The 15,083-nt window shown below is 71.0% G+C and carries 16 protein-coding genes; 9 read left to right on the forward strand and 7 right to left on the reverse strand.

Going from position 1 to position 15,083, the window contains the following annotated elements:
• The first annotated feature begins 25 nt into the window (after positions 1-25).
• Both KV557_RS24535 and KV557_RS24540 read left to right on the forward strand, forming a co-directional pair.
• Entirely contained in the window at positions 26-328 is a 303-nt protein-coding gene (locus KV557_RS24535; protein WP_256177902.1) for a hypothetical protein, read from the forward strand.
• Positions 325-1,374, forward strand: coding sequence for a zeta toxin family protein (locus KV557_RS24540; RefSeq protein WP_218203633.1), 1,050 nt, complete (start codon positions 325-327; stop codon positions 1,372-1,374). Before KV557_RS24535 ends, KV557_RS24540 begins: the two co-directional genes overlap by 4 nt.
• A gap of 414 nt (positions 1,375-1,788) precedes the next feature.
• Here the strand turns inward: KV557_RS24540 and KV557_RS24545 are convergent, their stop codons facing one another.
• Entirely contained in the window at positions 1,789-3,009 is a 1,221-nt protein-coding gene (locus KV557_RS24545) for a helix-turn-helix domain-containing protein (protein WP_256177903.1), read from the reverse strand.
• A gap of 198 nt (positions 3,010-3,207) precedes the next feature.
• On the opposite strand from KV557_RS24545, the gene KV557_RS24550 reads away from it, so the two are divergent.
• From KV557_RS24550 to KV557_RS24580, 7 genes are all read left to right on the forward strand, one after another.
• On the forward strand, positions 3,208-3,360 hold the full coding sequence (locus KV557_RS24550; RefSeq protein ID WP_218203634.1) for a hypothetical protein: 153 nt from the start codon (positions 3,208-3,210) through the stop codon (positions 3,358-3,360).
• Complete coding sequence (locus KV557_RS24555) at positions 3,357-3,551, forward strand: hypothetical protein (protein ID WP_218203635.1); 195 nt, start codon at positions 3,357-3,359, stop codon at positions 3,549-3,551. The genes KV557_RS24550 and KV557_RS24555 overlap by 4 nt, the downstream gene beginning before the upstream one ends.
• A 54-nt stretch (positions 3,552-3,605) precedes the next feature.
• A complete protein-coding gene (locus KV557_RS24560; RefSeq protein WP_218203636.1) occupies positions 3,606-4,901 on the forward strand; it encodes an aminotransferase class III-fold pyridoxal phosphate-dependent enzyme in 1,296 nt (431 codons plus the stop codon).
• A gap of 45 nt (positions 4,902-4,946) precedes the next feature.
• A complete protein-coding gene (locus tag KV557_RS24565) occupies positions 4,947-6,188 on the forward strand; it encodes a hypothetical protein (protein WP_218203637.1) in 1,242 nt (413 codons plus the stop codon).
• Entirely contained in the window at positions 6,182-6,637 is a 456-nt protein-coding gene (locus tag KV557_RS24570; protein WP_218203638.1) for a GNAT family N-acetyltransferase, read from the forward strand. Before KV557_RS24565 ends, KV557_RS24570 begins: the two co-directional genes overlap by 7 nt.
• Positions 6,638-6,732: 95 nt before the next feature.
• The gene (locus KV557_RS24575) at positions 6,733-8,055 is read left to right on the forward strand and encodes a UDP-glucose dehydrogenase family protein (protein WP_218203639.1); all 1,323 of its coding nucleotides are present in this window, start codon (positions 6,733-6,735) and stop codon (positions 8,053-8,055) included.
• 326 nt (positions 8,056-8,381) lie between these two features.
• Positions 8,382-8,603 (forward strand): hypothetical protein, encoded by a 222-nt coding sequence (locus KV557_RS24580; protein ID WP_218203640.1) that lies wholly within the window; start codon positions 8,382-8,384, stop codon positions 8,601-8,603.
• A 495-nt stretch (positions 8,604-9,098) separates the two neighbouring features.
• Here KV557_RS24580 and KV557_RS24585 read toward each other — a convergent pair whose 3' ends face one another.
• The 6 genes from KV557_RS24585 to KV557_RS24610 all read right to left on the reverse strand — a co-directional run bounded on the left by KV557_RS24585 (position 9,099) and on the right by KV557_RS24610 (position 14,654).
• Positions 9,099-10,172, reverse strand: a complete 1,074-nt coding sequence (locus tag KV557_RS24585) for a DUF6744 family protein (RefSeq protein WP_218203641.1) — start codon at positions 10,170-10,172, stop codon at positions 9,099-9,101.
• 35 nt (positions 10,173-10,207) lie between these two features.
• Positions 10,208-11,830, reverse strand: coding sequence for a VWA domain-containing protein (locus KV557_RS24590; protein WP_218203642.1), 1,623 nt, complete (start codon positions 11,828-11,830; stop codon positions 10,208-10,210).
• Between the two features lie 28 nt (positions 11,831-11,858).
• A complete protein-coding gene (locus KV557_RS24595) occupies positions 11,859-13,061 on the reverse strand; it encodes an AAA family ATPase (protein WP_308130056.1) in 1,203 nt (400 codons plus the stop codon).
• A 185-nt stretch (positions 13,062-13,246) separates the two neighbouring features.
• Positions 13,247-13,462 (reverse strand): hypothetical protein, encoded by a 216-nt coding sequence (locus KV557_RS24600; RefSeq protein ID WP_218203643.1) that lies wholly within the window; start codon positions 13,460-13,462, stop codon positions 13,247-13,249.
• Between the two features lie 125 nt (positions 13,463-13,587).
• Complete coding sequence (locus KV557_RS24605) at positions 13,588-14,004, reverse strand: hypothetical protein (protein WP_218203644.1); 417 nt, start codon at positions 14,002-14,004, stop codon at positions 13,588-13,590.
• 41 nt (positions 14,005-14,045) lie between these two features.
• On the reverse strand, positions 14,046-14,654 hold the full coding sequence (locus KV557_RS24610; protein ID WP_218203645.1) for a hypothetical protein: 609 nt from the start codon (positions 14,652-14,654) through the stop codon (positions 14,046-14,048).
• Positions 14,655-15,083: the final 429 nt, after the last annotated feature.

The following is a 15,083-nucleotide window of genomic DNA, read 5'->3' on the forward strand; positions in this document are numbered from 1 at the left end:
CAACAGAATGCAGAAGGGGGACGACATGCCGAACGGCATTTCCATCACCGACCAGCTGGGCCCGCACGAGTGGTCCAACGAGGAGACGGCCGCGTACGAGGCGGCGATCGAGGCGGTCAACGGCGCGGTCGGCGCCTACAGCGCGCTCATTGCCTCCGAGGAGGCCAAGTCGGCGCCGGACGAGGCGGTCATCGCCGAGGCCCGGGCGGCGCAGTCCCGGCTCGCCCGTGAGCGCGAGGCGCTTCGCTCCAGCGACCGCGAGCAGATCGCCGCGGCCCGCGCCGGCTACGCGCGGCTCGCCCGTGAGGTGCTGGGGCGGATCGCGTGATCGATCCGGCAGAGGTCGAGCGCTACCGCCTCCCCGAAGAGCAGAACCAGCAGATCTTCCGCGAGCGGATCGTGCCCGACCTCCTCGCGGGACGTGCCTTACAGGAGACGCCGACCGTGGTCGTCCTGATCGGGCAGCCCGGTGCGGGCAAGAGCCGGGTAACGGAGATGGTGGCCGCCAAGCTCAACCAGCACGGGGGCTTCGCGGACATCGACAGCGACCTGTACAAGCCGTACCACCCGGCCTATGCCGAGCTGATGGCGCGTGATGACACGCTGATGGCCGCGTACACCCGCGCCGACGGCCGGGCATGGATGGCGCAGGCCGAGCAGTACGTCCGCGACCACGGCCTGCACGCGATCATCCAGGAGACCTCCCAGAACGCCCCGGCCGTAGAGGAGAAGATGCGCGCCTACCGGGACGCCGGAGCGCGCCTTGAAGGCCTCTTCATGGGCGTGCCGAAGGCCCTGAGCGATCAGGGCATCGTCAACCGCTACTTCGAGCAGCTCGCCGACCGCGGGCAGGGGAGGCTCACCGTCCAGGCCAACGCCGACGAGTCCTTTCAAGGCATCCTGGAACTGGCGGAACGCGTCGACGCGGGCGCCCTGGTCGACCTGGCCAGCGTCTACCGCCGCGGCGAGGGAAAGCCCCGCTACAGCAACTCCCTTGACCAGACGGGAATCTGGATCAGCGCGCCAGCCCTCCGCAGGGGCGTGGAGGACGAGCGGGCGCGGCCTTTGTCGGACGCCGAGAGCAATGGCTTCGTGAAGACGCAGCTCCAGTTGCGCGAGTTCAGCCGCGCCCTGGGTGGCGAGTGGCCGGCCCGTCTCGCGGCGATCGAGGAACAGGCTCGTCCGCTGCTCACTCCCGCCGCCAACGCCCGGCTCGGACCTGCCCGTCCCTCCGCCGCGCTTGCCCGCTCGCGCAGCACCACCGTCCGCCGCCCGAATCCCACCGCGCCCGGTGCGCCCGCGGCCGATGCGGGCCATGCCGCCCCGCGGCGTGGTCCCGAGGGGCCGGAGCAGAGGCGCGGGCGCAGCAAGTAGCCCGGGGCCCAAGCAGCACGGACACGCGCCAGAGGTGGTGTCGGTTTCCGCCGACACCACCTCTTTTGGTTGCGCCCTGTGGTTCTGGCGTAGCTGATCACCACAGCCGTCGCCCCCAGGCGGGCGCAGGCCGCTGGCCGGCGGCCGGACGATTCGCCGCGGACAGGGCTACTCGGTACGCGTCAACGCCCCACTCACGTTGCACCAGGTGGCGCTGAAGCAGTGCGCCGCCCTTGCCGGCGACGGCTCCACCCCGGCCGGGCGCAAGGCCTACCGTGCCTACGCCGACCGCATCGCCACGGCCACGCAGGCGCCCTGACGCGCCCTCTGCCGCGAGAGTCGCTCTGCGCGCCAGCACGCCGAAGCCCCCGCTGCCGCTCACCGCGGCGACCAGGGGCTTCGTCGTCTCCGGGGTCAGGCGTAGGCGGGGATTCCGCCGTGCGGGCGCAGGCGTTCCGCGAGTCCGGTGACCCAGCGGTCGGTGCGGGGGGAGGCGGTGTTCGTCGCCAGCGCGGCGGCCCGGGAGGCGGTGGTGCGCGCCTGGTCGATCTCCCCGGCGTCCAGGTAGGAGCCGGACAGCCAGCACAGGTAGAGGGCCACTTCGCGGGCGTGGGTCTCGTCGTACGGCGCGGTGACCTGTTCCAGGATGGGTACCGCACGCTGCGGCTGATGCAGTTGTGCCCAGCAGCGGCCGGCCATGATGCGGGATTCCTCGCGGTTGATCCAGTACACCCAGTCCGGTTCTTCGACCTTCGCGTGGTCGCGCTGATCGTGGAACTGCGCGGCCATCCCGAGAGCGCGGTCGACACCAGCGGCGTCGCCGGTGCGGGCGCATGCCCAGGCGAGACGGTCGGCCAGGACAACGCCCATCGCCGGTAGTTCCGCTACCGGCGCGTTCACCAGGGAGGCCCGCGCCATCTGTACCGACTCGCCCGGGTTGTCGGAGGAGGCGGTGAGGTAGGACAGTTCGGAGAGCGCTGATGACGCCAGCACCCGGTCACCTGCCTGGTTCGCTGCCTTCACCGCCTTCAGCGCGAGCTGGCGCGCTTCCTGGTGATGCCCGGCGTCGAAGGCCGTCCACGAGCTGAACTGGCACAGCTCGGCGAAGGACGACAGCAGCGCGCGGCCGTTCGCCGCGGTGAACGAGCCGGTCGTCAGATTCTCGACCCGCGCCACCTCGGTCAGCGCGAGCGGCCTGGTGGCCGCCCCTCCGGTGTAGTCGTCCAGCCGGCGCAGGTCGGCCACCCGGTCCTTGATGTTGCGTACATCGGCGGTGCCGATCCGCTGTCCACCGGCTACCGCCGCCGGCGAGAGCATCGCTGCCCACGCCGCTGCACCGACTCCCAGAAACTCCCGACGTTCCACAGGCTCATCCGTCCCTTCGCCGCCGATGACCTTGTTGTTCTGGCCGCCCAACGCGGCGCTGGGGTCCAGCTTGAGCACCTGCACGAGCCACGGCATCCAGTAGTCCGGCGTGCGCCTGGCGGTCTCCCACCGGTACACCGAATCCTGGCCTAAGCCCTTGGGGCCGCGCCCTTCGGCGATCCCCAGTTCACGGGCCAGCCTTGGCCGGTTCCAGTTGAGGGCCTCGCGTGCGGCCCTGATCATGTTTCCGATCTCGGCGTCGCCCGGCAACGCGCTCCCCTCTCTGGCCTATTCCTGGTCTATGCCCTGGCCTACTCGGGTCTATACGGGCCTACAGCTTGGCAGCTTCTCTCGTGCTGTACCCGCCAGTTGACTGTGCGTAAGCCGCTCGGCGCGAGGAATACCGATCCCCCTCGGCGCCCGTGGAAACGTGCCGGGCGGCTTCCCCGACCTTCGAGGAGGCCCGTCATGCCCGTCGCAGCCGACCAACCACCGCCCCGCCGTACCTCGGCCACTGCCAGCGCGGGCGTGACGCGAGCGCACAAGCGCGCGCTGGTGCTGTGGCAGATCGGAGAGGTCCGGCGCAAGACCCGGCTACGCCGGGCCCGGAGCATGCGATGACCGGCTCCGACTTCGTCCCGTTGGAGAAGCGCCGGCAGGGCCTGACAATCCGCACCTACAAGGTCGACGCGGCGGGCGAGACCTACGACGACTCCGGCACCGCCACCGTCGATCCGGACGACGTGCGCGCGCAGGATCTCCACCCGTCGGCCCGCTGGCCGACCTGCGGATGCGGCAGGGGCGGGCACTGACCGGCTCGCACTTCCCAACCGCCCAGTGAGAACACTCAAGAAGGGACTTCCCCCGTGGATCGGTACTTGCCCCAGCGCGGACGGCTGCTGACCTCGACCCGGTCGCTGCCGGACTTCGAGGTGGTGTCCGCGAGCGGGCCCTGGCTCCACCGTGCCGACGGCACCAGGATCTTCGACGGATCGAGCGGAATGCTCACCGCCAACGTCGGGCAGAGCAGCGCGCGGGTCCTCGCCCGCATCGAGCAGCAGTTCCAGGCGTACTCGTTCGGGGGCGCCGCCGTTGTCCAGCCCCACATCCAGCTGGAGCTGATGGACCGTCTGTGCCGCGCCGTTGGCCGACCGCAGGACTCCGTCGCGCTGGTCACGTGCGGAACACTCGGCGTGGAGGTCGCCATCGGCCTGGCCCGCAACATCGCGCGCGTGCGCGGCGGGAAGCGGGGCGGGGACATCCTGACGTCCGACCTGAGCTACCACGGGATGAGCGCGCTCACCCTCGCGCTGGCCGGCAACCACGCCCGCCGGCCCCGACCCGAGGACGCGATGGGCCTTGGCCCGGCGTTCCCGGCGCCGTACCCGCCCACCCACGGCCACGGCGACGGGCAGGTGTGCGATGCCTCGTGCGCCGACGAGGTGGCGAAGGCGATCGACAGCAGGGGCGCGGAGCACGTCGCCGCGGTCCTGCTGGAGCCGGTCAACGGCACCACCGGCGGGGCCTTCGTGCCGCCCGACGGCTACCTGCGCCGGGTCGGGGAGATCTGCCGGGAGCGGGACGTCCTGGTGATCCACGACGAGGTGCTGACCGGGCTGTGGCGCACCGGCACGCCGCTGGCCAGTCGGCACTGGGACGGCTGCGAGCCGGACATCGTCATCCTGTCCAAGGGCCTGGGCGCCGGCTACACCCCGGTGGCCGCGGTGCTGGCGTCGCCCAAGATCGCCCCGCTGATCCGCCACGCCGACGCGGACCCGCTGCCCGCGATGGGCACCATGGCAGCCCACCCCCTCATGGCGGCGGCCTGCCTCGGCGTCCTGGACGAGCTGGAGGCGATGGACCACGACGCCTTCCGGGCCCGTGGCGAGCGGCTCGGCGCGTCCCTGCGGTCCCTGACCGATCTGCCCGGTGTGCGGGAGGTAAGGGGCCTGGGCCACCTGTACGGGGTGGAACTCGCGCCCGGCCTGCTGTGGCCCCTGCTGCGGCAGACCGAGCAGCGCGGGGTGTTCTTCTACCCGTTCACCGGCGCCGGCGAGCCGCGCAGCGAGGGCCTGGTCGTCGCCCCGCCGCTGACCTCGACGGACGAAGACCTCGACTTCCTGACCACCGCGCTCACCGGCGCGGTCACCGCCCTGAACTGAAACGACCAGCCGGGCCCCACCCGGCCGACGCCCCAAGGAGGCATCGTGCTTCTGCCGTACTCCGTGATCGACTCCCTGACCCCCGAGCAGTCCCGCATGTGGGCCGAACACTTCTCGCCCGAGGCTGGCGGGCGCCGCCCGTCCACCGAGGAGGGAATCTGGCGGCGGACCCAGGACCCGCGCAACGCCGAGCAGTCCGGGTGGAGCGAGGACGAGAACGGGCGGCGCCGCGTCGTCCACTACCGGCTCCACTACGACCTCGACCAGACTCAGCCGATGGACCGCCTGGTGCTGGCGGAGCTGTACCTGTACGTGTCGTGGCTGGCCCCGGCTGACGAGATCGCCGCCCACCGGCGCGACCTGGAGAAGTGGCTCGCCGAGGGCGGGTGGAAGCCCGCCGGGGACCGGGGCAACCTCTGGCGGCTCGGCGACCTGTTCGCCATGGTCACCGAGCACGCCGTCCACCCGCAGGACGAGCGGGCCGGCCGCGACACCCCCGAGGGGTTCACGTCGATCGACGTCACGATCCAGTCCATCGACTACGCGCTCGCCCGGGCGTCGCGGAACCTGCCCTGGGACGTGCTGGCCGGCGGGATGCGCGTCAAGGAGGAGCGCGGCACCCCCGAGTACGCCGACGACCTCTCGGGGCTGCTGCAGCACCTGCCGTTCGTCGTGGAGGCCGGGTGCGGCACCAGCATCGAGGCCGGCGTCCAGCCGCTGCACTGGCTGCACGAGGTCTACCGGGTCACCGCCCGCAAGGGCAACGACCTCACCCAGGGCTACAAGTTCACCATGTCGCCGGGCTCCGACGTCCTGGTCCAGGAGATGCTGACCGCCACTGAGCGCAAGATCGGCGACATGGTGAGCATGTTCCGCGCCCTGGTCGAGGCGGAACCGACCGAGGCGCACCGGGTGCTGAAGGCCCTGTACGACGCGGGCCACGCGGTCGGAAAGATCGCGACCCACAACTTCGACCGGCTCTTCGCCCGGACCGGGGTGCCCGAGGCGTTCATGCGCAGGTACGACCAGAAGACGCCGCACATGGAGTATCCCGACGACGCCAAGGCCCTGCTGGTGATCGGCCTCCACGCCGACCGGCGCGACGTCCAAAAGCGCGCCCGCGAGCGCGGGCTGCGGGTGTTCTTCCTGGACACCGAGGGCGTCACCGAGAACGGGGTCCACAAGGAGTACCTGATCGAGGGCGCCCGCAAGGGCGACGTCATCGTGCGCTCCGAGGCCATCCCGGCGCTGCGGCGCCTGGCCGAGCTCCTGGGAGTCGAGTGCTGACAGCCCGTCGCGCCACCGCGGCCGACGCCACCGAGCTCGCCCGCCTGGCAACCGAGCTCGCCGGCGTGGTCGGGGCCTGGAGCAGCAGACTGACAGCCTTCTTCCACGAGCACGTCGAGACGGACCGGGTCGCCGCGTTCGTCATCGACCGCCCGCGCGGCGGACTCGCGGCCTGCGCCTGCGCCACCATCACCCACTCCATCCCCGGCCCCAACCACGCTGGCATCTACGCCCACATCCACACGGTCTACACCGCCCCCGAGTACCGGCTGCGCGGCTGTGCCCGAGCCACGGTGCAGGCCCTGGTGGACTGGCTCACCGAGCAGGGCTGCGGCCTGATCACCCTCAACGCCAGCAACGACGGAGCACACCTCTACAGCTCGCTCGGCTTCACCGCCAACGAGCGGGCGATGCGGCTGATCCAGCCCATCCCGACAGCGAACTTCTGATCGGCATCGGGCCTGACTCAAGGCCACTGCCCCAAACCGGTAGCGTCGGGGGCACACCGAGTAGCGGTGTGCCCCCGACCAGACAAGGACCTTCCATGCGTGTTTCCGTGATCGGCTGTGGCCACCTCGGCATCCCGCACGCGGCGGCGATGGCCGAACTCGGCCACGAGGTCATCGGCGTGGACGTCGACCGGGAGAAGATCGCCTGGCTCAACGCTGGCGAGTGCCCCATCTTCGAGGCCGGCCTGCCCGAGTTGATCGCCCGTCACACCGCGAGCGGCCGACTGCGGTTCACCACCGACATTCGCGAGGCCGCCGACTTCGCCGAGCTGCACTTCATCGGCGTCGGAACGCCCATCGACGCCGACGGCCGCTCCTACGACAACGCGCAGGTCTTCGGCGCCATCCGCCAGCTCGCACCCCACCTCGACAAGGCGTGCACGATCGTCGGGAAGTCCACCGTCACGGTCGGGACCACCGTCCAGGTCACCGCTCTCGCCCAGCGCCTGGCCCCGGCCGGCGAGCGTGTCGAGGTCGTGTGGAACCCGGAGTTCCTGCGCGAGGGTCACGCGGTCGAGGACACCCTGCGCCCGGACCGCCTCATCGCCGGGGTCACCAGCGCCGAGGGAGAGAAGGCGATCCGCGCGGTCTACGCGGGCATCCTGGACGCCGGCGTGCCGCTGTTCGTCACCGATCCGCAGACCGCCGAACTCGCCAAGGGCGCGGCGAACACCTTCCTCGGTTTGAAGATCTCGTACATCAACGCGGTGGCCGACATGTGCGAGGCCGCCGGCGGGGACATCTCCAAGATCGTGGAGATCCTGGGCATCGACCCGCGGATCGGCGCCGGCGGCATGAAGCCCGGCATCGGCTACGGCGGCGGCTGCCTGCCCAAGGACGTCCGCGCCTTCACCGCCTCCGCCCGCCAGCTCGGCGCCGACCAGGCCGCCAACCTGCTGCTCGCCGCCGAGAAGATCAACGAGACGCGCGTCAGCGTCGCTATGGGCCTCATCACCCGCGCCATGGGCGACCGCCCCGTCAAGGGCGCCGGGGTCACCGTGTGGGGCGCCGCGTTCAAGCCCGGCACCAATGATGTCCGCGAATCCCCGGCTCTCGCCCTCGCCCAGGCGCTCCAGCAGGTCGGCGCCACCGTCACGGTGCACGACCCGCAAGCCGTGGCCACGGCCATGATCCGCAACCCCGAACTCGACTACACCGATGACCTGCCCGCCTCGCTCGACGGCGCCGATCTCGTCGTCCTGGCCACCGACTGGCCCGAGTACATGAAGGCCAACCCCCAGTCCCTCGCGGACCGCCCCGCCAACCCCCTGCTCATCGACTGCCGCACCATCCTCGACCCCGAGCCCTGGCGCGTGGCGGGCTGGACCGTCCACCAGCTCGGACGACCCGGGAAGTAGCTCACCGCCCGCACAATCACCATCGAGGCCTGCGCCGAGCACCACCCGGTCGCCGCGTAGAACACCGAGCACGCCGAAGGGCGGTACCAGCCACTCAGGCCGGGCCGCCCTTCGGCGTGGACCTGAGGGCCCGGAGCAGAGGCCCGGACGCACCAAGTAGGGGGCCTCGGGCTGACGGTCAGTCAGCGTGGCACCGGTAGGCTGTCGTTCAGCACTTCTCCGACCGGGCATCCCGGCCGGGTGCCCGGTGCCGCCTCGGCGGTGTCGGCCCCACCAGGCTCGGCGCCGCCGGGCCTGGTACCGGTACAGGAGAAAGGCGCTCCACCATGGGTGATGTACTACCCGAACACGACGGCACTGGCAACGGCGAACAGCCCGAGCAGGAGCCGGCGGTGGAGCACCGCGATGAGACGCTCGTCGCGGCGATCGACAGGCTGACCGAGGAGCTGCGCGAGCACTCCCGGGCGCTGGGCCGCCGGACGGCGGCCGAGTACATCAGTGTGGGGGGTCTCGTCATCGAGATCATCCGGCTGATCTGGCTGTCGTAGCCGCGCGGGGCCGCCAGGCCCTGAAACGCGAGAGGCCGGGTGCCAGCCCGGCCGTCTCTTAGCGGTGTCACTGAGCGGGGCCGTCTACCTGACGAGGAGGGCGGTCCCGCTCTTCATTGTTCCCGGCATCACCGGGAGTCGAGTACACCGAGAACTCGCAGACTTGCATCCGCAGTCTCGGTTCAACCTTAGCAAGAACGAGTCATTCGACATGAAGTCGATCGACAAGAAGATGTTCCTGAACGCCTTCACGAAGAGGTTCAGGAAGACCTTCTTGCTTCTTGTGGAGGTCGTACCACGAAGAAGAACGACGATGAGGAACCGCACCAACGAGATGCGGGTCCCCAGATGCCAGTTCCTCGCCTCCGTCACGAGAGGGATCGGAGTCGCCGTCGGCATCACCCGGCACTGCCTAGCGCGACGGCCTGGCGAGGCGCGAAAACGGCCGTTTTGGCAGAGCCGTGCTGGCTCGCAGGGTCGGCTGGCTGCACATGGCTAGGCGTCGGCGGTGGCGAGGAGGCTGCCGAGCTGGAGTTTGACGAGCTGGAGGGCGGAGGCGGTGTCGTCGAGGGAGGTGGAGAGCAGGGCGGCGTGTTCGTCGGTTGTCTTCTGGAGGGCGGCGAAGCGGTCGTAGAGGCGCTTGACGTCTGCGGTGCGGCCGGTTCGCTGGGCGGCGGCGATGTCCTTGGCCAGGCGGTCGAGGTCGTCCTTGGCCTTGGTGGTGAAGGCGGTGACGATCATCTCGCGCATCTCGTCCTGGTCGGGGAGCGGGACGCGGACCAGGTGGCTGCCTTTGCCGAATCGGCTGACGAGTTCGCGCAGTGCGGCGAGCGCCGGGGAGTGCTGGCGGTGGACGTAGTAGACGCCGCCGGTGGGGCGGACGCGGATCGCGTTCAGGTCTTCGACGTAGCGGCGTACGAGAGAGCGCAGCTTATCGCCGGTCAGGTAGGTGCAGCGGCGCTGGTAGCTGGTCTTGAGGCTTTCGATCATCTGGTTCACGGTGGCCTGTTCGGCCTGGGGGAGCTTGGCGATGGCCTGGTGGTCGGGTTCGACGTGCAGGGTGCCGGCGCCGTCGGTGGTCGTGGTGTGGTCGCGGTTGAAGACGACGGTGCCGAGGCGGGTGTCGTAGCGCAGTTTGGTCTTCGCCTCGTCGCGGACTTCGCGGACGATGTGCCGGACGATGCGGTCGCCGTCCCGGCGTACGGGTCGGACCATGAGGACGGCGGAGCGGCCGAGTTCGGAGGTCTTGCGGCGTTTCCTGCTTCCGTCGCGGCCGGTGGCGGTGGGGTCGTCGAGCGGGTAGCTGTAGCGGACGCCGTCGGGGCCGGTGATGCGCTCGTAGGCGTCGACGGGTCGCAGGGGCGGCGGCAGGAGGTCGGGGTCGAGCTTGAGCTCGGCGAACCAGCGCTCCAGGTCGTCGCGGGTGACGTCGCCGTCGAAGATCGAGTAGAGCACCAGGTAGCCGAGCACGGGCGCGTCGCCGCCGGCCAGTGCGGCGGCGTAGGCGTCGAGGACCGCGTCGCCGGTCGCCAGGTCGGGGGTCGGGGGCTGCGGCTGGGCGGCGGTCACGTGGTCTCCATGGTCGGGGGCAGGCAGGGAAGTGGTCAGATCACGCGGAAGAGGTCGGCGGCGGCGCGGGTGTCCGTGAGGTCGTCGATCGTGCGGACGTTGTCGCACAGGGCGTCGAGGATCCCGCCGGGCTCGGCGGCGTGCGGTTCGCCGATGGCGACACCGAAGGTCCGGTGGGCCAGTTCGTGGCGGGCGTCGTTCCAGCGGCGCATCCAGTTCTCGCTCACCGCGCACTCGCCGTCGGTGATGAACACGATGTCGCCGCGCTGGCGGCCCTCGGTGTTGTACTCGTCCTGGAGGAGGGCCACGGCCTCGGTCAACGGGGCCTGGTAGTCGGTGCCGCCGCCCCAGAAGTGCTCCGCGAAGTCGAGGACGTCGCCGATGTCGGCCGGGGCCGCGGCGGGGAAGCGGTAGGTCTTCACCTCGTGCGCGGAGGAGAAGTGGATGCCAACGAAGTCTCGCCGGGCCTTGCGTGCCTGGTCGAGCAGTGCCAGTGCGCAGGCCTTCGCCCACGCCTCCCCGGTGATGCCGGATCCGCCGTAGGGGGCGGCCATCGAGGCGGAGCAGTCGATGCAGGCGATGATCGCGCCCTGGCCGGCGGGCTGCTCGCCTCGGTTCTCGTAGAGCATCAGCTGCTGTTCGGCGAAGCGGGCGGCGAACACCGCGCGCAGGGCGGGGGTGCCGAGCATGGCGACCTCCGAGGGGACGACGCGGGTCAGGTCGTCGCCGAGGGTCACCCCCACCAGCTCGCCCGGCACATGCTCGACCCTGCGGGCCCGCTCGCCCGAGGCCATCTGCCGGAAGCGGCCGATCAGCTCGGCGAACCGGGCCATCCGGCCGGTGCGAAGCCGCTCGGCGAGGCGGGCGCGCTGTTGGGCGGGCATTCGCTCCAGCTGGCCCGGGCCGATGCCCCACGCCTGCATGAGGGCCGCCTCCTCGCGGGCGGCGTCCGCGGCCTGGGATACGGCCCGTCGAACGGCGGCACGGATGCCCGGAGCGGCGGAGGCGAGCGCGGCCTCGGCGGCGCCGGCCGCCGAGCGGGCGGCTTCGTCCGCGGCCTCGGCCCGGCGGAGCGCACGCTCCACCTCCACAGCGGAAGGAGCGGGGACGGTGCCGTCCTCACCGGCCGCCGCTGCGGCCCGTTCCATCGCCTCGCCGACCTCCCGGGCGGCCCGCTCGGCATCCTGGCGGGCGTCCTCGGCCCGCCGGGCCTCCTCCTGCGCACGGCGGGCGTGCTCCAGCAGCCGGCGAAGCTCCGAGGCCTGCGCGAGGACGGCCATGGCCGCCGCGTAGGGGTCACCGGCGGTCTCCCGGCGCAGCTCCCCGAACTCGCGGGAGTTCAGCATGGAGGTGATGACCTGGTGGTTGACGAGCCGTGAGGGTGCCATCTCGGAGCGCTCGCGCACCCGGGGCGGCACCTTGTAGGCGGCCAGGAAGACGTCGGCGAGCAGGTCCTGGACGTGGTTGTGCTGCTCACCCAGATCATCGGCGAGCTCACGCAGCGCCGGGGCTGCATCGAGGAGCTCGCGCCAGGCCATCGCGTCGAATCGGTCGGAGACCACCGCCGACGCCTGCCCGGGGACGGCGGCGCCCGCCGCCGCGAGCCACCGTCCTGCCCTGAGGGCCAGGTCCTTGAGCTTGTTCAGCTTCTTGCCCACCGCGGTTCCTCCCCTTGCGGCCGCCGGGTCACAGCTGGGCCTGCACCATGCTGGCGTCCACGCCGAGCGCCTCGGTTAGCACCCGAGCGTGCACGGCGCGCTGACGGGCGATGACCCGGTCCAGCGTTGCGGTCGAGCGCCCTTCCGCGGTGGCGCCGCTGCGCATCGCCGCCAGTTGCTTCGAGGCCCGGGCCAGCTTCGTGTTGGCCTCCGTGATCGCCCACTTGCTCAGCTCCTCCCGGGACTCGCCGGCGCGCGCGTCCAGCTCGGCTTCGAGCTCGGCGATCGCGTCGTCCAGGTCGAGGGTGTTCTTCGCGTCGGGGTCGACCAGCTGCAGCACCTCGCGCTCGACCAGCGGGCGCTGGGCGGGCGAGTCCCACAGCACGTGAGTGAGCACCGCGAGGTCGCCGTCGGCGACCTCCTGGCGACCGGCGAGGTAGGCGGAGGCCTGCAGCAGGCGCACCGACTGCCGCCAGCGGCGGTCCGAGGCGATGAGTTCCTTGCGGCGCAGGGAGGTCCGCAAGGTGCTGATGGCGTCCACGATCGGATCCGGCACGTCCACCGCGGGCACGTCGACGTTCACCGCGTGCTGCAGCGCGGCGAGCCCGACCGTCGTCCGCTTCGCGGGGACCGGCCGCTGGACGGCGGAGCGCACCAGGGCGGCGAAGTTCGAGGGATCCGCGAGGTAGCCGACTTCCAGTCGCACAAGCAGCCGGTCATAGATCGCGGCGCTGTCCTCGCCGTTCGGCAGCTCGTTGCTGGCGGTGATGGCGCTGATCAGCGGGCAGTCGATCGGGGTCCCGCCGTTCTCCGGGTGGTAGATCCTCTCGTTCAGCAGGGCCAGGGTCTCGTTCAGAGCCGCCGTACTGCATTTGAAGATCTCGTCCACGAAGGCAATGTGAGCCTGCGTTGCCCGGCCTTCGTAGACCTGCCGGTACTCGCCGCGGGCCAGCGCGGCCACGTCGATCGGCCCGAACAGCCGGGTGGGGGCGGTGAACTTGCCCAGGAGGGTCTCCCAGTAGGTGCCGCCCTCGATGCGGCCGGTCAGCTCCCGGGCCAACTCCGACTTCGCGGTCCCCGGCGGTCCGAGCAGCAGTGCGTGCTGCCCGGCCAGGATCGTCACCACCAGCGTGCGCACCACGTCGTCGCGCTCCAGGTACATCTCCGACAGCTCGTCGGCGATCGCGCGCAGCGCGCCCGCCGTCTGCGTCGTTCCAGACTCGTCCTGCACCAGCAGACTCCGTTCTTCCGGGGTGACCAGCAATCAGAATCATAGGAGTGCACTGGTGCCAAAACGGCCGTTTTGGCACCAGTGCACTCGAACGAGGCCCCGAAGAGGACCGGACATGGCGGTCGCACCATCCGAACCGGTTTGGCCCCCGGTTGGGGGCCAAACTCCGGCTGCGCGAGCTGCGGTCAGATCTGCCGATCCGAGTCGGAGAAGGTCAGCCCGCCAGGCGAGAGCAGGCGCCGACGGGCCGGGGCGGGTACGGTCACGGGTTCCCCCGGCGGCTGGCGGAAGTCGGCGCCCTGCTCGACCGGCAGCCGACGCACGCCGGGCTGGGCAGGCAGGGGCGGGTCGGTGGCGGACTCGGAGAAGGCGGGCAGCGAGAGCGGGCGGCGGTCGGTCATGATCACCAGTCTCGCAGTCTGGCCGGCCCGGTAGCACCGGCTGCACCGTTCTGGCCCCTGCCCGGGGGCCAAACGCACCCGTCCGCCGACCCGGACCGGGCCGACGGACGGAACAGTGGATCAGCTCAGGCCGACAGGCCGAGGCTGGCAAGCTGGGCAGCGTAGCGCTGGCGGCGCTGCTCGCCGACCTCCTCAACCGCAGGGACTTTGATTTTCGGGACAGCGGCAAGGCGCGTGACCGAACGGCCGCCGGTGAGCAGCGGGTGCAGCTGATAGAGGGCGTCCTCGATGGCCCAGGCGAGGCCGATCTCGCGCAGTTCCCTGAACCCCCGGTTCACAGACGGCTTGGACGCGCCGAGGATCGCGCACATCTCGGCCTGACTGAGCTTGGCCGCGCCGGTCTGCTCGCTCTGGTGGGCGAGCAGGATGTCGAGGACCCGCCGGCCGGTGCGGGTCAGGTCCACCAGGGTCAGTAGCTCGTAGACCTCGCGAGGCAAGGTGATGGGCGCGGAGCTGGGCGGCACCGGCGGTTGAACGCTCACGGCGTGACCTCGATTCGTGTGGGCGTGTCCATCATCGGCGATCAGCCGTTTGCGGCGGCAGGGGCGGTCGCACGGCGGGCCGGGCTCTTGCGCTGGCGCTTGATCGGGACGACGGCGGCGGTCTCGGACTGCTCGGCCTGGCGCAACTGCTCGCGCTGCGCCCGCCACTGGTCGGGGTGCCCGCTCGTCGGGACGATGAAGTCCCGGCCGACGGCGGCGAGCCACTCGGCTTGGAACCGTGCTTGCGAGCCGGAGTCGCCGCAGTAGGTGAGCCAGGGGTTGAGCTGGTAGCGGCTTCGGCCAGCGTTGCGCAGCCACTTGATCTCGGTGAAGTAGAGCATGGGCTCGCTGATGTGCGAGCGGGCGATCTTGGACTCTACTGCCAGGGTGCGCTGATTGGCGGTGATATAGCCCTCGCCCCGTTCCTGGCAGCTGAGCAGTGCGTGCCAGAGCCGGAACCAGGTGCCGGGCATGCCCATGCGCGACATGAGACGGTGCATCAGCTTGGCGTCGAGGACGTAGCCGAAGCACTGTTCGCCGGCGACAAACTCGAATCCGGTCGCCTGCTGCTCGGTGCAGACCAGGCGGCCAGCGGCGTCGATGCGGACCACCAGGTGCGTGCTGGCCGGCTGCTTGCCCTGGCGCTTCAACTCGTTCTCCTTCGGGCGGTACCGGACACATGATCACGAATCGTCCTGGGGACGGTAGCACAGGCTAAACCGCGTTGGCCCCGAGTTGGGGGCCAACGCGCCGACGCGGCGACCAGGAGCTCGCGTCGTTCTGGCCCCCGAAACGGGGCCAGGAGCGTACCGTTCTGGCCCCCGAAACGGGGCCAGCAGACGGAAGTGTCCGCAGGTCAGGGATTCGCCGCTTCTCAGTAGTTAGAAGGCCCCGCCGATGTTGACCAGCCACCCCCACGCCGCCGCCCCGGCGGTTCGGCACCCCAGGTGCCCACTATCCGCCGGTGTGCTCACCGTTTCCCGGTGGCCGGACCGTTTCCCGGGAGCGATCAACCGTCCGGCCCTGATCGGCAGCAACCGTCGCCAGGTCACCCCCTGCGGGCAGCAGGGCAGGCAGCA

Origin of the sequence: Kitasatospora aureofaciens (assembly GCF_019192735.1) — a bacterium.
Taxonomy (GTDB): domain Bacteria; phylum Actinomycetota; class Actinomycetes; order Streptomycetales; family Streptomycetaceae; genus Kitasatospora; species Kitasatospora aureofaciens_A.